Origin of the sequence: Oscillochloris sp. ZM17-4 (genome assembly GCF_019599295.1) — a bacterium.
In the GTDB taxonomy this organism is placed as follows: Bacteria; Chloroflexota; Chloroflexia; order Chloroflexales; family Chloroflexaceae; genus Oscillochloris.
In genome coordinates this window covers 85205-98720 of the sequence record NZ_JAIEWN010000005.1, presented here as the reverse complement: position 1 = coordinate 98720, position 13516 = coordinate 85205, and the positions used below count along the sequence as shown (strand labels likewise).

Sequence of the window (13516 nt, the reverse complement as noted above, 5' to 3'; positions counted from 1 at the left end):
AACGATATCGCGGCGGCGCGGGCCGGGCTGCTGCGCCGCGCCCCGCTGGATGAGGACCGCGAGACGACGTCCGCTGTGGCCGCGATCATCGCCGAGGTGCGCGCCGGCGGCGACGGCGCCCTGCGCGCCCTGACCCTCCGGCTCGACCGGGTAGATCTGGCGCAGATCGAGATCCCGCGCGCACGCTGGGAGGCCGCCGCCGCCGCCATCCCCGCCGACCTGCGGGAGGCACTGACGCTGGCCGCCGCCGAGATCCGGGCCTTCCACCAGCGCCAGGCCCGCAACTCATGGGTCGATTTCGGCGTCGAAGGGGCACGGGGCCAGCTTGTGCTCGCCCTGGACCGGGTCGGCATCTATGTGCCGGGCGGCGCGGCGCCGCTGCCCTCGTCCCTCATCCACGCCGCCGTGCCGGCCCAGGTGGCCGGCGTGAGGGAGATCATCGTCTGCTCGCCGCCCCAGGCGGCGACCGGCGAGCCGGCTGAGATCGTGCTCGCCGCCGCCCACATCGTCGGCGTCGACCGCCTGTTCGCCCTCGGCGGCGCCCAGGCCATCGCGGCGATGGCCTACGGCACCGAGAGCGTGCCGCGGGTGGATAAGATCGCCGGGCCGGGCAACCGCTTCGTCATCCAGGCCAAGCGCATGGTCTTCGGCGCGGTGGATATCGAGAGCCTGCCGGGGCCGACCGAGACCCTGGTGCTGGCCGACGGGGCCGCCGACCCGCGGCTGGTCGCCGCCGACCTGCTGGCCCAGGCCGAGCACGTGGAGGCCAGCGCCATCCTGATCACCACCTCGGCGGAGCTAGCGGCTGCGGTGCAGGCCGAGGTCGGCCGCCAGCTCGAGGCGCTGCCCGAGGCCAACGCGCGGGCCGCCGCCGAGGCGGTGAGCCAGCGCGGCGGGATCATTATCGCGCCTGACATGGAGGTGGCGATGGATCTGGCAAACGAGTACGGCCCCGAGCACCTCTGCCTGCTGCTGGCCGACCCCTGGGCCTACGTGGGCAAGGTGCGCAACGCCGGGGGGATCTTCCTCGGCGAGGACTCCTTCGAGGTGCTGGGCGACTATGTGGCCGGGCCGTCGCACATCATGCCCACCGAGGGCACGGCCCGCTTCGCCTCGCCGGTGAACGTGGACGACTTCCGCAAGGTGATCTCGCTGGTCGGACTGAACCGGGTCGGGCTGAACCGGGTCGGCCCGGCCGCCCGGCGGATCGCCGAGGCCGAGGGGCTCTTCGCCCACGCCGCCGCCGTGCGGGCCAGGCTTGAGGGATGACCCATTTTCTATGATGTTTGGGCGGCTTCGCCGCCCAAACATCATAGAAAATACTGCGGGGGCGGTAAAGCCGCCCCCGCACCCCCGCCGGGAGGTGATGTTGCAGACGCCCTGCCGGCGTCAGGACACAGCGCGCTGCGTCCCTACGGTCGGTGTATAATTCATCTATACAGATTCTCAAGGAAGGTACGCTCATGTCTGGCTTTCTCGTAAGCTTCATCGATATCCTGTTCAACGTGCTGCTCTTCGCCATCCTCGGCCGGGTGCTGATCTCGTGGGTCGACCCGATGGGGAATATGCGCGTCACCCAGATCCTGCGCGAGATCACTGAGCCGATCCTCGGCCCCCTGCGCAGCATCCTGCCCCAGATCGGCATGTTCGACCTCTCGCCGATCGTGGCGATGCTGCTGCTCCAGATGCTCCACGGCCTGCTGCTGCGGGTGATCTGATGTATTGAGGTAGGGGCGGCTCACGAGCCGCCCCTACAGGGATGATATGGCGCGCACAAGCTCTACGGGCGACCGCTTCCTGCTGCTGGTCGTTTTTCTTGCTGGGGTCGGCACGCTCGGCATCGAGATGGTGATGCCGCGGCTGCTGGCCCCCTTCTTCGGCACCTCACAGCCGATCTGGGCGGTGGTGATCGGGATGACCCTGGTCTACCTGGCGATCGGCTACCGCGTCGGCGGAACCCTGGCCGACCGCCGGCCCGACGAGCGGCTGCTCTACCGCATGATCGCATGGTCGGGCATGCTCTGCGCCCTGATCCCGCTCGTCTCCCGGCCGCTGCTGGGCCTGGCCCAGTTCTCGCTGCGCAACGTCGTCGCCGGCGGCTTCCTCGGCGCGCTGGCGGTGGTGGTGCTGCTCTTCGCCGCCCCGGTGATCCTGATGGCCACCGTCGGCCCCTTCGCCGTACGCCTGCAGATCCGCCGCTTCGAGGAGGGCGTGGCCGTGGCCGGCCGCACCGCCGGCACGATCTCGTCGGTCTCCACCCTCGGCTCGATCCTCGGCACCTTCCTCACCGTCCTGGTGCTCATCCCGTCCATCGGCAGCGCCGGCACGATCTTCCTCTTCGCCGCCTTCCTGGTGATCCTCGGCCTCGTCGGCCTGCGCGACTGGCGCTACGCCCTGATGCTGCTCGCGGTGGCGGCCCTGACCGCCGCCCACTACGCATTCGACGGCGGGATCAAGAGCGCCGACTGCTACAACTGCGCGCTGATCGCCGAGGCCGAGTCGGACTACAACTACATCCAGGTGGCCCAGCAGGATATCGTCTACGCCGACGGGACGGTGGACCCGCGACACATCCTGGTGCTGAACGAGGGCCAGGCCACCCACTCGGTCTACCGGCTGAAGTACCGGCAGACCGGCAACCCGCTCGACCTGCTCACCGACGGCGGCCCCTGGGACTACTTCAGCGTCGCGCCCTATGTGTACGCCAACCGCGACCCGCAGAGCGTCAAGAGCCTGGCCCTGCTGGGCTCGGCGGCGGGCAGCGTGCCCAAGCAGTTCCTGGCGATCTACGGCCCGCAGACGACGATCGACGCGGTGGAGATCGACCCGAAGATCGTCGAGCTGGGCCGCGAGTACTTCGACCTGGAGGACCAGGACCCGCGCTTCCCAAACTACCGCACCCACATCCAGGACGCCCGCCTCTGGCTAGCCACCGCCGAGGGCCGCTACGACGTGATCGGCATGGACGCCTACCACCAGCCCTACATCCCCTTCCACCTCACCACGGTCGAGTTCTTTCAGCAGGTCAGAGATCACCTGAACCCGCAGGGTGTGGCGGTGGTGAACGCCGGGCGCCCGGCCAGCGGCGACGACCGGCTGGTGAACGCCCTGGCCTCGACCATGCTCGCGGTCTTCCCGCAGGTCTATATGATCGACACGCGCTTCTCGAACGCCATCCTGATCGGCGTACACGAGCCGGCGGGCGACGGCGTGCAGAACTTCATCGACAACGCCGGCCGGATGCAGATCCAGGCCCTTGAGCTGGTGATGTACTGGTCGCTGAACGAGGGCGCCTACGGCCCGGTGCGCGCGTTCACCGCCGACCAGGCTCGCTACACCCCCTTCACCGACGACCGCGCCCCCGTCGAGCAGCTGGTGGACGGCCTGATCCTCAGCGAGGCGACGCGATAGGCGGTTGACTCCCCACAGATCGCTCTGCTATACTTGATGCTTCAAATGTCTCGTTGAGAGCCTAGAATGTGAGCGGGTTCTATTTGGTTACGCCTAAGACAATTGTAGGGCACCTCGCCCCCGACTTGGACTGCCTGGCGGCGATCTGGATTCTCATGCGCTTCGGCAAAGCGGGGGACGCCGAGCTGTCGTTTGTCCCGGCCGGCCGCACGCTTGACGACCAGCCCGCCGACAACGACCCGATGATCGTCCATGTGGACACGGGCGGCGGCCAATTCGACCACCACCACTCGGCCGACACGACCCTCAGCGCCGCCGAGCTTGTGCGCCGCGAGCTCGCCCCCGACAATGAGTCCCTGCGCCGGCTGGTCGATCAGGTCACCCGCATCGACCACGCCGAGGCCTACCCTGGCCGGCAGCCAGTCTTCTTCAACATTAACGACCTGATCAGCGGCTACAACGCCCTCTACCCGAACCGGCCCCACCATGTGGCCCAGGCCATGCTGCCCAACCTGGACGCGTGGTACGAGCACGAGGCGCGGCAGATCCGCCTGGAGCGCGCCTTCTCCCGCCGCCTGGAGTTCGACACCCGCTGGGGCCTCGGGATCGCCATGCAGAGCGACGACGGCGGATCAAGCCGGCTGGCCTACAGCCACGGCGCCGTGCTCTACGCCTACCGCGCCTCATGACGCAATTTGACAAGCCCTAACAAGACGTGATACCCTATACAGTACTTGCAGACGCTACGCGCCCCTCGACGGGGCGGACCCTGAGACACATTATGACGCTGGGCGATAGTCAGATCCTGAGATTGCGCAAACAGCTGGCGAGCGCGCACATGTGCTCCGCCACCTTTGCCGCGTGCCACGCGCTTGCCGCCGACCGCGGCAGCTGCGCGAGGGGCGCGGTGATGCGTGCGGTCCGGGCTGTCTCCTCCGCCAGCCGCGCCAAAGTCTTAGCTCTCTAGCCGGGGCCAATCCCTACCCCGCGCAGAGAGCCTTTGTTAACCACACAAATGGTTCTTAAAGGGGGTGGGTGCCTTGGGCCAGCGAGTCCTCGTCCTCAACGCCAGCTACGAGCCGCTTCAGCTCATCTCGGTGCGTCGCGCGGTGATCCTCCTGCTCCAGGAGAAGGCCGAGCTGATTGAGGCCGCCCAGCAGCAGCTGCGCGCCCGCCATATCGCCTTCGATGTCCCCCTGGTGATCCGTCTAGTGCGCTACATCCGCATCCCGCGCCGCCTCAAGCTGCCCTGCTCGCGCCGCGGCATCTTCGCCCGCGACCGCGAGACGTGCCAGTACTGCGGCACGCAGCCGGGCCGCGCCTCCCTGACGATCGACCACGTGCTGCCGCGCTCGCAGGGCGGCGCGACGACATGGGAGAATGTGGTGACGGCCTGCCGCGAGTGCAACCACCGCAAGGGCGGGCGCACCCCCGACCAGGCCAACATGCTGCTGCTCACCACCCCACGCCAGCCGCAGTACCTGGCCTTCGCCCTGCTCGGCGAGATGGAGCGCCACGATATCTGGCGCAAGTATGCCTTCACCTAGGCGCGACCTGGGCGACTTTGGCGAGTCGGCTGCCCGCGCGCACCTGCTGCGCGCCGGCTACACGATCCTGACGAGCAACTGGCGCTGCCGCATCGGCGAGATCGATCTGGTCGCCCGTCAGGGCGGCCAGCTTGTTTTTGTCGAGGTGCGCACCCGCCGCGCCGATGGCCCAGTGCCCCCTGAGGAGAGTCTCTCGCCCACCAAGCGCCGACGCCTGCTCGCCCTCGCCGACGCCTACATGTCCGAGGCCGATCTGTCCCCCGAGACTCCCTGTCGGATCGACCTGATCGCGATCATTATCGACCGCGCCGGGCGGGTCGCCCGCCTCGACCACATCGTCAGCGCGGTTGAGGCGGGCTGAATGCCCTTGTCGTTGGGGCGCGCGCTATGTATACTAGTAGGCACCGTTTAGATGGCAGAATGTAAGGTGGCAGCCCCTATGACTGTACCCGAGCCCCGCGCGGTCGATGCGGTGGAGGCGATCACGCATGTCGCGCCCACCTACCTGAACCGTGAGCTGAGCTGGATCGAGTTCAACCGCCGCGTCTTCGGCGAGGCCCTCGACCAGAGCACCCCGCTCCTGGAGCGGGTGAAGTTTCTGGCAATCTTCGCGTCGAACTTTGACGAGTTCTTTATGATCCGCGTGAGCGGGATCATGCAGCAGATCAGCGCCGGCGTGCAGAAGCAGTCGCCCGACGGGCTGACGCCCACCGAGCAGCTGAAGGCGGTGCGCAAGGCGCTGCTGCCCCTGATCGAGCAGGAGCGCGACCTGCTGCTTAACGATCTGCTGCCGGGCCTGACCGATCAGGGCATCCACCTGCTGAATATGATCGACCTGAGCCCGCGCCAGCGCGACTGGGTCGATGACTACTTCTGCAGGCAGATCTTCCCGGTGCTCACGCCCCTGGCCTTCGATAGCAGCCGGCCCTTCCCCTTTATCTCGAACCTCAGCCTGAACCTGGCGGTGATGATCCAGGACCCGCAGAAGGGCGAGCTGTTCGCCCGCGTGAAGGTGCCCGAGGTGCTGCCGCGCCTGATCGCTCTGCCCGCCGAGCTCTGCGAGGGCTCCGCCGAGCTGCCCACCGGCCGCCGCCACTGCTTTGTCTGGATCGAGCAGCTGATCGCCACCCACCTCGATATGCTTTTCCCCGGCATGGAGGTGGTCATGTCGGCGCCCTTCCGCGTCACCCGCAACGCCGATATGGAGATCGAGGAGGATGAGGCCGACGATCTGCTCTCCAGCATCGAGCAGGGCGTGCGCCAGCGCCGCTTCGGCGAGGTGGTGCGGATCACGGTCGATAACGCCATGCCCGAGCGGATACACCATCCGCCAGGGCGATGTGCTGCTGCACCACCCCTACCACTCCTTCGCCCCGGTGATCGACTTCATCCAGGCCGCCGCCGACGACCCGAAGGTGCTGGCGATTAAGCAGACGCTCTACCGGGTCGGCAGCAACTCGCCGATCGTCAAGGCGCTGATGCACGCCCGCGAGCAGGGCAAGCAGGTGACGGCGGTGGTCGAGCTGAAGGCCCGCTTCGATGAGGAGAACAATATTATCTGGGCCAAGGCGCTGGAGCGCACCGGGGTGCATGTGGTCTACGGGCTGCTGGGCCTGAAGGTTCACGCCAAGCTGGCCCTGGTGGTGCGCCATGAGCAGGACGGCATCCGCTGCTACGCCCACCTGGGCACCGGCAACTATAACGCTGGCACCGCCCGCGTCTACACCGACCTGGGCATGTTCACCTGCCGCCCCGAGATCACCGCCGATGTGGTGGACCTGTTTAACTTCCTCACCGCCTACAGCCGCCAGTCCACCTATCGCTCGCTGCTGGTCGCCCCCGTCACCCTGCGCCAGCGCCTGGTCAGCCTGATCCGCCGCGAGATCCAGCGCCAGCAGAAGCACGGCGATGGCCGGATCATCTTCAAGATGAACGCCTTCGTCGACCACCAGCTGATCGACCTGCTCTACGAGGCCTCGCAGGCCGGCGTGCGGATCGACCTGATCGTGCGCGGGATGTGCTCGCTGCGCCCCGGCGTGCCCGGACTCAGCGAGCATATCCGGGTGCGCAGCATCATCGGGCCGTTCCTGGAGCATAGCCGGATCTACTACTTCGAGAACGGCGGCGCGCCGGTGGTCTACCTCGGCAGCGCCGATATGATGGAGCGCAACCTCGACCGCCGTGTCGAGGAGCTCTTCCCGCTCGATGACCCGGCCCTGGCAGCCTATGTCCACGATATGCTGCTCCAGACCTACCTGGCCGATAATGTGCGCGCCCATCTGCTCCAGCCCGACGGAACCTATCTCCGGCTCACGCCGGGCGATGCCCCGCGGGTCGATAGCCAGGTGCCCGAGCGGATGATCACCGCGTAGGGGCGCAGCAGCAGCCACGCGCTCTGCACGTGGCTGCTGCTGCGCCCCTACGCATGCATGGATGTATGCGCCTCTTCATCGCCCTCGACCTGCCCGACCACGCCCGCGCCGCCCTGGCCGAGGCCCAGTCTCGCCTGCGCCGGTGCGGCCACGCGGTGCGCTGGGCCGCCGTGGATGGCCTGCATCTGACCTTGCAGTTCCTCGGCGAGGCTGACCCGGCGCGTGTGCCTGATCTGCTGGCCGCGCTGGCCGCCATCCCCGCGCCGGCCTTCCCCCTGCGCCTGGGCGGCCTGGGCGCTTTCCCCTCATCCGCGCGCCCGCGGGTTATCTGGGCCGGCCTCGCCGGCGACCTGGGCGCGCTCGGGGCGCTCCAGCGCGCCGTGACGGATGCGACCGCCCCGCTGGGCTTTATCCCCGAGGATCGGCCCTTCGCCCCGCACCTGACCCTGGGCCGGGCCCGCCAGGATGTCGGCGCGGCCCAGATCGATGCGCTGGCGGCCGCCCTGCGCGCCGCCGCGCCGCCCGCCCCGGTGGCGTGGGATGTCGGGCGGCCGCTCCTGTTCGAGAGCAGGTCAACCCCGCAGGGGGTTGTGTACACCATCGTTGCGACGTAGGGGCGCAGCAGGAGGGCCGCGCTTTGCGCGGCCCTCCTGCTGCGCCCCTACGCACATCCCGTCGGCGCGGCGGGCGATATGGTACACTTTTTATATGCACACGATGTCACGATCCATCGTACTGGCCCTGATGATCGCCCTGCTGTCGGCGCTTCTCGCGCCGGGGGCTGCCCGCGCACAGCCCGGCGAGTGGCGCGATCGGGCCACGGCGACTTTTACTATCCTCTATAAGGCCGGCGAGGAGTCCGAGGCGGATCGCTACGCTGGCTTCATCGACACGATCTACGATGAGGTCTCCACGGCGTTCAGCTACCGCGCGCCGCCGCCCCTCACCCTGCGCCTCTACCCCACCAGCGACGACTACTACCAGGCCAACCCGGCCGCCCGCAACGTGCCCGGCATCGTGGCCCACGCCGACTTCCGCCGGCGCGAGCTGGTAGTGATCGTCGAGCGCACCCGCCAGCAGACCGAGGAGGAGGTGCGCAACAATGTGCGCCACGAGCTGACCCACATCGTCGCCGCCGACCTGAGCGAGAACCGGCTGAACACCGGCTTCCAGGAGGGGGTCGCCCAGTACCTTGAGCGGCCCGCCCCCGAGCTGGAGTCGAAGATCGCCTCGCTGCGCCAGGCCGCCGACCAGGGTCGCCTGCTGCCCTGGAGCGCCTTCGATGACCGCGACGCGATCTACGGCGCGCCCGAGGTCGGCTACCCGCAGAGCCTCTCGGCGGTGGCCTTCCTGGTCGACCGGGACGGCTTCGTCAAGCTGCGCGAGTTCCTCACGATCAGCGCCCGCAGCTCGGGCTACCGCTCGGCCCTGGAGCGGGCCTACGGCATCTCCGCGACCGACCTGGAGGCCGAGTGGCTACAGTGGCTCCCCGGCTACCTGGCCGGCGGCTACACGAGCAGCGCCCTGGACAGCTACGACCTCTCGTACGCGCGCGGCCTGCTGGAGCAGGGCAACTACCCCGCCGCCGCGGTGGAGCTGGAGCAGGCGCTCGACTGGATCGCCCGGCACGCCGACACCCAGCCGGCCGAGGTGTCCGCCGAGGCGGCGCGGCTCAAGGCCCAGGCCGATGAGGGGGTGCGCGCGACTCAGATCGCCGAGGACTCGCGCCGGGCGCTGGAGGCGGGCGACTACGAGCGCGCCCAGCAGCTGATCGGCCAGGCCCGCCTGATCTTCGCGCGGATCGGCGACCCGCGCCAGGACGCGGCGCTTGATGTCTATGAGCAGCGGGTGCTGCGCGGGATCGCGGCGAGCGAGCAGCTGGTCCAGGCTAGCGAGCTCGCCCGCGGCCTGCGCTACCCCCAGGCCCGCGCCACGGCCGACCTGGCGGCCCAGGAGTTCGCCGCCCTCGGCGACCAGCTGCGCCTGACGAACGCCCTGGCCCTGCGCCGCAGCCTCGACACCCGCCAGCAGATCGCCGGCGCGCTGCTGATGGCCGCCGGCCTGGCCGGCGCGCTGCTCAGCCTGATCGGGCGCTTCTTCCAGCGGCCGGCCGAGGTGTGGTGAAAGACTCTATGCTGCATAAAAATGCCAGCGAAGCTAGCATTTTTATGCAGCATAGAATTTGTTGTTAATTTGTTAGGGCGGCGGCCCTACACCCGCACCAGATCGGCCGGCACCGGGAAGCCGCGGCAGAGATCGGCGACCTCGCCGGCGATGCGGGCCTGGCGCTCGTCGTCGTCGTGGTGCTGCAGCACATCGACCATCCATGCGGCGATCTGGGCCATCTCGGCCTCGCCCATGCCGCGGGTGGTGACGGCCGGCGTGCCGATGCGGATGCCGCTGGTGCGCACCGGGGGCTGCGGGTCGTCGGGGATGGCGTTCTTATTCACCGTGATCCCGGCCTTGTCGAGCGCCTTCTGGGCCTGGGCGCCGGTGATCCCGAGGCCGGTCAGGTCGGCCAGCATCAGGTGGTTATCGGTGCCGCCGCTGATCAGGCTCACGCCGCGCTCGCTCAGGCCGGCGGCCAGCGCCTTGGCGTTGCGGCGGATCTGGGCGGCGTACTGCTTGAACTCGGGGCGCAGCGCCTCGCCGAAGGCCACCGCCTTGCCGGCGATCACGTGCATGAGCGGGCCGCCCTGGTTGCCGGGGAAGACGCTGCTGTTGAGCTGCTTGGCGTAGGGCTCGTCCATCATGATCATGCCGCCGCGCGGGCCGCGCAGAGTCTTGTGCGTCGTCGTGGTGACGATGTGGGCGTGGCCGACCGGCGAGGGGTGCTCTCCGCCGGCCACCAGCCCGGCGATGTGGGCGATGTCGGCCATGAGCAGGGCGCCCACCTCGTCGGCGATCTGGCGCATGCGGGCGAAGTCGATGATCCGCGGGTAGGCGCTGGCCCCCGAGGTGATCAGCTTGGGGCGGGCGGCGCGGGCCTTCGCGGCCAGGTCGTCGTAGTCGATCTGGCCGGTGGCCATGTCCACGCCGTAGAACTGGATGTTGTACCACTTGCCGCTGAAGTTCACCGGGCTGCCGTGGGTCAGGTGGCCGCCGTGGTCGAGGCGCATGCCCAGGATGGTGTCGCCCGGCTGGAGCAGGGCCGTGAAGACGGCGATGTTGGCCTGGGCGCCGCTGTGCGGCTGCACGTTGGCCGCCTGGGCCCCGAAGAGCTGCAGCGCGCGGTCGATCGCCAGCTGCTCGACCACGTCGACGAACTCGCAGCCGCCGTAGTAGCGCTTGCGGGGCAGCCCCTCGGCGTACTTGTTGGTCAGCACCGAGCCCTGGGCCTCCATCACCGCCAGGCTGGTGTAGTTCTCGCTGGCGATCAGCTCCAGCCCCTCGCGCTGGCGCTTCGCCTCGCTGTCGATCAGCGCCGCGATCTCCGGGTCGGTTATGCGTAGGTTCTCAAGCGTCATGTTTCCCTCCCATGAATTGCAGATTGTAGATTGCAGATTGCAGATTAAGCAATCTGCAATCTGCAATCTGCAATCTGCAATCTGCAATAACTCAGTACCCCGCCGACTTGTCGACGATATTGATCAGGGGCTGGCCGTCGCGGAAGCGGGCCAGGTTCTCGACGAAGAGCGCTATCTGGCGCTCGCGCATGCGCGGCGAGTTCGCGGTGGCGTGGGGCGTGATCGTGACGTGGGGCAGACCCCACAGCGGGCTCTCGGCTGGCAGCGGCTCCTGCTCGAAGGTGTCGAGCGCCGCGCCGCCGATCGCCCCGCCACGGATGGCGTCGATAAAGGCCGGCTCGTCGATCACCGCGCCGCGGGCGATATTGATCAGGTAGGCCGTCGGCCGCATCGCCGCGAAGGCCGCCGCGTCGATCATGCCGCGCGTCTCAGGGGTGAGCGGCGCGGCGACCACGATGTAGTCGGCCTCGGGCAGCAGGTCGCGCCAGCCCTCGCCGCCCACCACCCTGGCCACGCCGGGCATGGGCTGAGGCGTGCGCCGGCTGCCGTAGACGCGCATGCCGAATGCCGCCGCCCGCTCGGCGATCGCCTGGCCGATCCCGCCGATGCCGATGATCAGCAGGGTGGACTCGTATAGCTCGCGCGAGTCCGGGCTCCTGTCCCATCGCCGCTCATCCTGGGCCGCCGCGAAGGCGCCCAGCTGCTTAGCGTGGGAGAGCATAAAGCCCAGCACAAACTCGGCGATCGGGATGGCGTGGACGCCGGCGCTGTTGGTCAGGGTGATGTCGCGCGCGAGCACGGTCGGGGTCAGCACATGATCGACGCCGGCGCTGGGCGTGTGCATCCAGCGCACCGCGGGGGCGGCGGCGAGCACGCGATCCAGGACGGGCTGGTCCGTCCACCAGCGAAAGTAGGCCACGGCGTCGCTGGGGGAGTGGTCGAAGGAGCCGTCCGGGTCAACCCACACGGCCTGGATGCCGGCGGGCAGCATGGGCTCAAGGGCCTCGCGGATCTGGGCGGGGACAAGGATTTTCATACAGTGTTGAATGTTGAATGTTGAATGCTGAATGCTGAATGCTGAATATTGCGTCTCCGAAGTCATTCAACATCCAATATTCAACATTGAATGCTGAATGCTGAATGCTGCGTCTCCGGAGTCATTCAACATTCAACATTCAGCATTCAACATTAGCTTACGCTCTCTCCTGGCTTGAGGGCGATCACCTCGGTGGTGACGCCGAACTCCTGGCATGCCGTGACGAGCGCCTCGGGCGTGCCGGTGAGGATCGGGAAGGTTCCGTAGTGGCCGGGGATGGCGTGCGTCGCGCCAATTAGCCTGAGCGCGTAGGCCGCCTGGCGCGGGTCCATCGTGAAGTGGTCGCCGATCGGCAGGATGGCGAGCTCGGGATGGTACAGGTCGCGCACGATCTGCATGTCCATCGTTGCGCTAGTGTCGCCGGTGTGGTAGATCGTGAACCCGTTGCTCATGCGGATCACGAAGCCGCAGGGGGTGCCCAGGCCGATCAGCTGGCCGTTCTCGAACATCGAGCTGGAGTGGTGGGCGTTGGTCATGGTGACCTTCATGTCGGCCACGCTGACGGTGCCGCCCTTGTTGAAGCCGACCAGCTGCTCGCCGGAGACCCCCTGGCCCTCCAGGTAGGGCAGCAGGTCGTACTGGCAGACCACCATCGCGCCTGTCTCCTGCGCCAGGCTGACCAGGTCGGCGATATGGTCGAAGTGGCCGTGGGTGAGCAGCACGGCGGCGAGGTTTTGGCGCAGGCTCGTCTTCAGCGCGTCCGGGCACGCAGGGTTCCCGTCGAGCCAGGCGTCGATCAGCACGCCGCGGCCCTCGGGGGTGGTGAGATGGAATGTCCCGTGGCCCGCCCAGGTGATGGTTGTGCTCTTGCCAAGTGTTGTCACACCCTGCCTCCTTGCATTGTCTGACAGCGTTCCAACGCCGCGTTCCCTATCCCAAGTATAGCATAAGCCGCTCTGGCGGCTGCCGCGCATGGGGTCTTGACAATGCGCCTTTGGGGAGTATAATATACCCCCAGGGGGTACCCCCCCCGGCAACGTAGATTTTATGGAGCAACGGGGTTAGATGACCCCGAGGAGGTTTGTCATGGCGAAGCCCGTGAAGATTACCGACTCTGAGTTCGAGATGAAGGTGCTGAAGTCCACTCAGCCGGTGGTTGTCGACTTCTGGGCCCCCTGGTGCGGCCCCTGCCGGGCGATCGCGCCGACCCTCGACAAGCTCGCCGGCGAGTACGACGGCAAGCTCACCGTCGCCAAGGTGAACACCGACGAGGAGATCCGCTGGGCCGGCCAGCTCGGCATCCAGGGCATCCCGACGCTGATCATCTTCAAGGACGGCAAGGAGTTCAAGCGCCTGGTCGGCTCGCGCTCCGAGGGTGCCTACCGCGAGGCGTTCGACAGCGCGCTCTCCACAGCATCGTAGGAGACGCTTTTGCCTGGAGGCTCCTATGCCTGATCAAGTTCGTCCACTCTCTGCGGAGCGGCGCAACGACGTGCTCCTGAGGCTACGTCGGATCGAAGGCCAGGTACGTGGCATCCAGCGCATGGTCGAGGAGGATCGTGACTGCCGCGACATCGTGACCCAGGTGGCGGCGGTGAAGTCGGCTCTGGCCAGCGTGAACGGCCAGGTGCTGCGCTGCTATGCCCATAACTGCCTAGACAGCGACGAGACGCCCCGCGACAA

General features: G+C 67.9%; 13 protein-coding genes and 1 pseudogene. 11 read left to right on the top strand and 3 right to left on the bottom strand.

Translation table 11 applies throughout. The features are described 5' to 3' along the window. The 9 genes and pseudogenes from hisD to K2Z83_RS06320 all read left to right on the top strand — a co-directional run. Window positions 1–1269, top strand: a 1269-nt coding sequence (gene hisD / locus K2Z83_RS06360) for a histidinol dehydrogenase (protein WP_220594333.1), incomplete at its 5' end; no start/stop codon positions are given. Window positions 1270–1463: 194 nt separating this feature from the next. After that, window positions 1464–1718 carry a YggT family protein gene (locus K2Z83_RS06355; RefSeq protein ID WP_220594332.1) on the top strand — a complete coding sequence of 85 codons (255 nt, stop codon included), beginning with the start codon at window positions 1464–1466 and terminating at the stop codon, window positions 1716–1718. A gap of 46 nt (window positions 1719–1764) precedes the next feature. Beyond that, complete coding sequence (locus K2Z83_RS06350) at window positions 1765–3411, top strand: spermidine synthase (RefSeq protein ID WP_220594331.1); 1647 nt, start codon at window positions 1765–1767, stop codon at window positions 3409–3411. 155 nt (window positions 3412–3566) lie between these two features. Beyond that, window positions 3567–4100, top strand: a complete 534-nt coding sequence (locus tag K2Z83_RS06345) for a hypothetical protein (RefSeq protein ID WP_255603418.1) — start codon at window positions 3567–3569, stop codon at window positions 4098–4100. 351 nt (window positions 4101–4451) lie between these two features. Further along, the gene (locus tag K2Z83_RS06340; RefSeq protein WP_220594330.1) at window positions 4452–4958 is read left to right on the top strand and encodes an HNH endonuclease; all 507 of its coding nucleotides are present in this window, start codon (window positions 4452–4454) and stop codon (window positions 4956–4958) included. Next, entirely contained in the window at window positions 4945–5319 is a 375-nt protein-coding gene (locus K2Z83_RS06335; RefSeq protein ID WP_220594329.1) for a YraN family protein, read from the top strand. The genes K2Z83_RS06340 and K2Z83_RS06335 overlap by 14 nt, the downstream gene beginning before the upstream one ends. 78 nt (window positions 5320–5397) lie before the next feature. Beyond that, window positions 5398–7330: pseudogene (ppk1, locus tag K2Z83_RS29810) on the top strand (polyphosphate kinase 1). Between the two features lie 65 nt (window positions 7331–7395). Then, window positions 7396–7944 carry an RNA 2',3'-cyclic phosphodiesterase gene (gene thpR, locus K2Z83_RS06325; RefSeq protein WP_220594328.1) on the top strand — a complete coding sequence of 183 codons (549 nt, stop codon included), beginning with the start codon at window positions 7396–7398 and terminating at the stop codon, window positions 7942–7944. A 103-nt stretch (window positions 7945–8047) separates the two neighbouring features. Beyond that, window positions 8048–9454, top strand: a complete 1407-nt coding sequence (locus tag K2Z83_RS06320; protein ID WP_220594327.1) for a hypothetical protein — start codon at window positions 8048–8050, stop codon at window positions 9452–9454. Window positions 9455–9540: 86 nt separating this feature from the next. On the opposite strand, the gene glyA is transcribed toward K2Z83_RS06320, so the two are convergent. The 3 genes from glyA to K2Z83_RS06305 all read right to left on the bottom strand — a co-directional run bounded on the left by glyA (window position 9541) and on the right by K2Z83_RS06305 (window position 12717). Beyond that, complete coding sequence (glyA, locus tag K2Z83_RS06315; RefSeq protein WP_220594326.1) at window positions 9541–10797, bottom strand: serine hydroxymethyltransferase; 1257 nt, start codon at window positions 10795–10797, stop codon at window positions 9541–9543. A gap of 91 nt (window positions 10798–10888) precedes the next feature. Then, a complete protein-coding gene (locus K2Z83_RS06310) occupies window positions 10889–11899 on the bottom strand; it encodes a D-2-hydroxyacid dehydrogenase (protein ID WP_255603416.1) in 1011 nt (336 codons plus the stop codon). Between the two features lie 86 nt (window positions 11900–11985). Beyond that, window positions 11986–12717 (bottom strand): metal-dependent hydrolase, encoded by a 732-nt coding sequence (locus K2Z83_RS06305; RefSeq protein WP_220594325.1) that lies wholly within the window; start codon window positions 12715–12717, stop codon window positions 11986–11988. A gap of 202 nt (window positions 12718–12919) precedes the next feature. Here K2Z83_RS06305 and trxA point away from each other — a divergent pair, with 202 nt between their 5' ends. Further along, window positions 12920–13255 (top strand): thioredoxin, encoded by a 336-nt coding sequence (gene trxA / locus K2Z83_RS06300; protein ID WP_220594324.1) that lies wholly within the window; start codon window positions 12920–12922, stop codon window positions 13253–13255. Window positions 13256–13280: 25 nt separating this feature from the next. Continuing rightward, window positions 13281–13516: metal-sensitive transcriptional regulator (locus K2Z83_RS06295; protein ID WP_220594323.1), on the top strand; the 236-nt coding region annotated here is incomplete at its 3' end.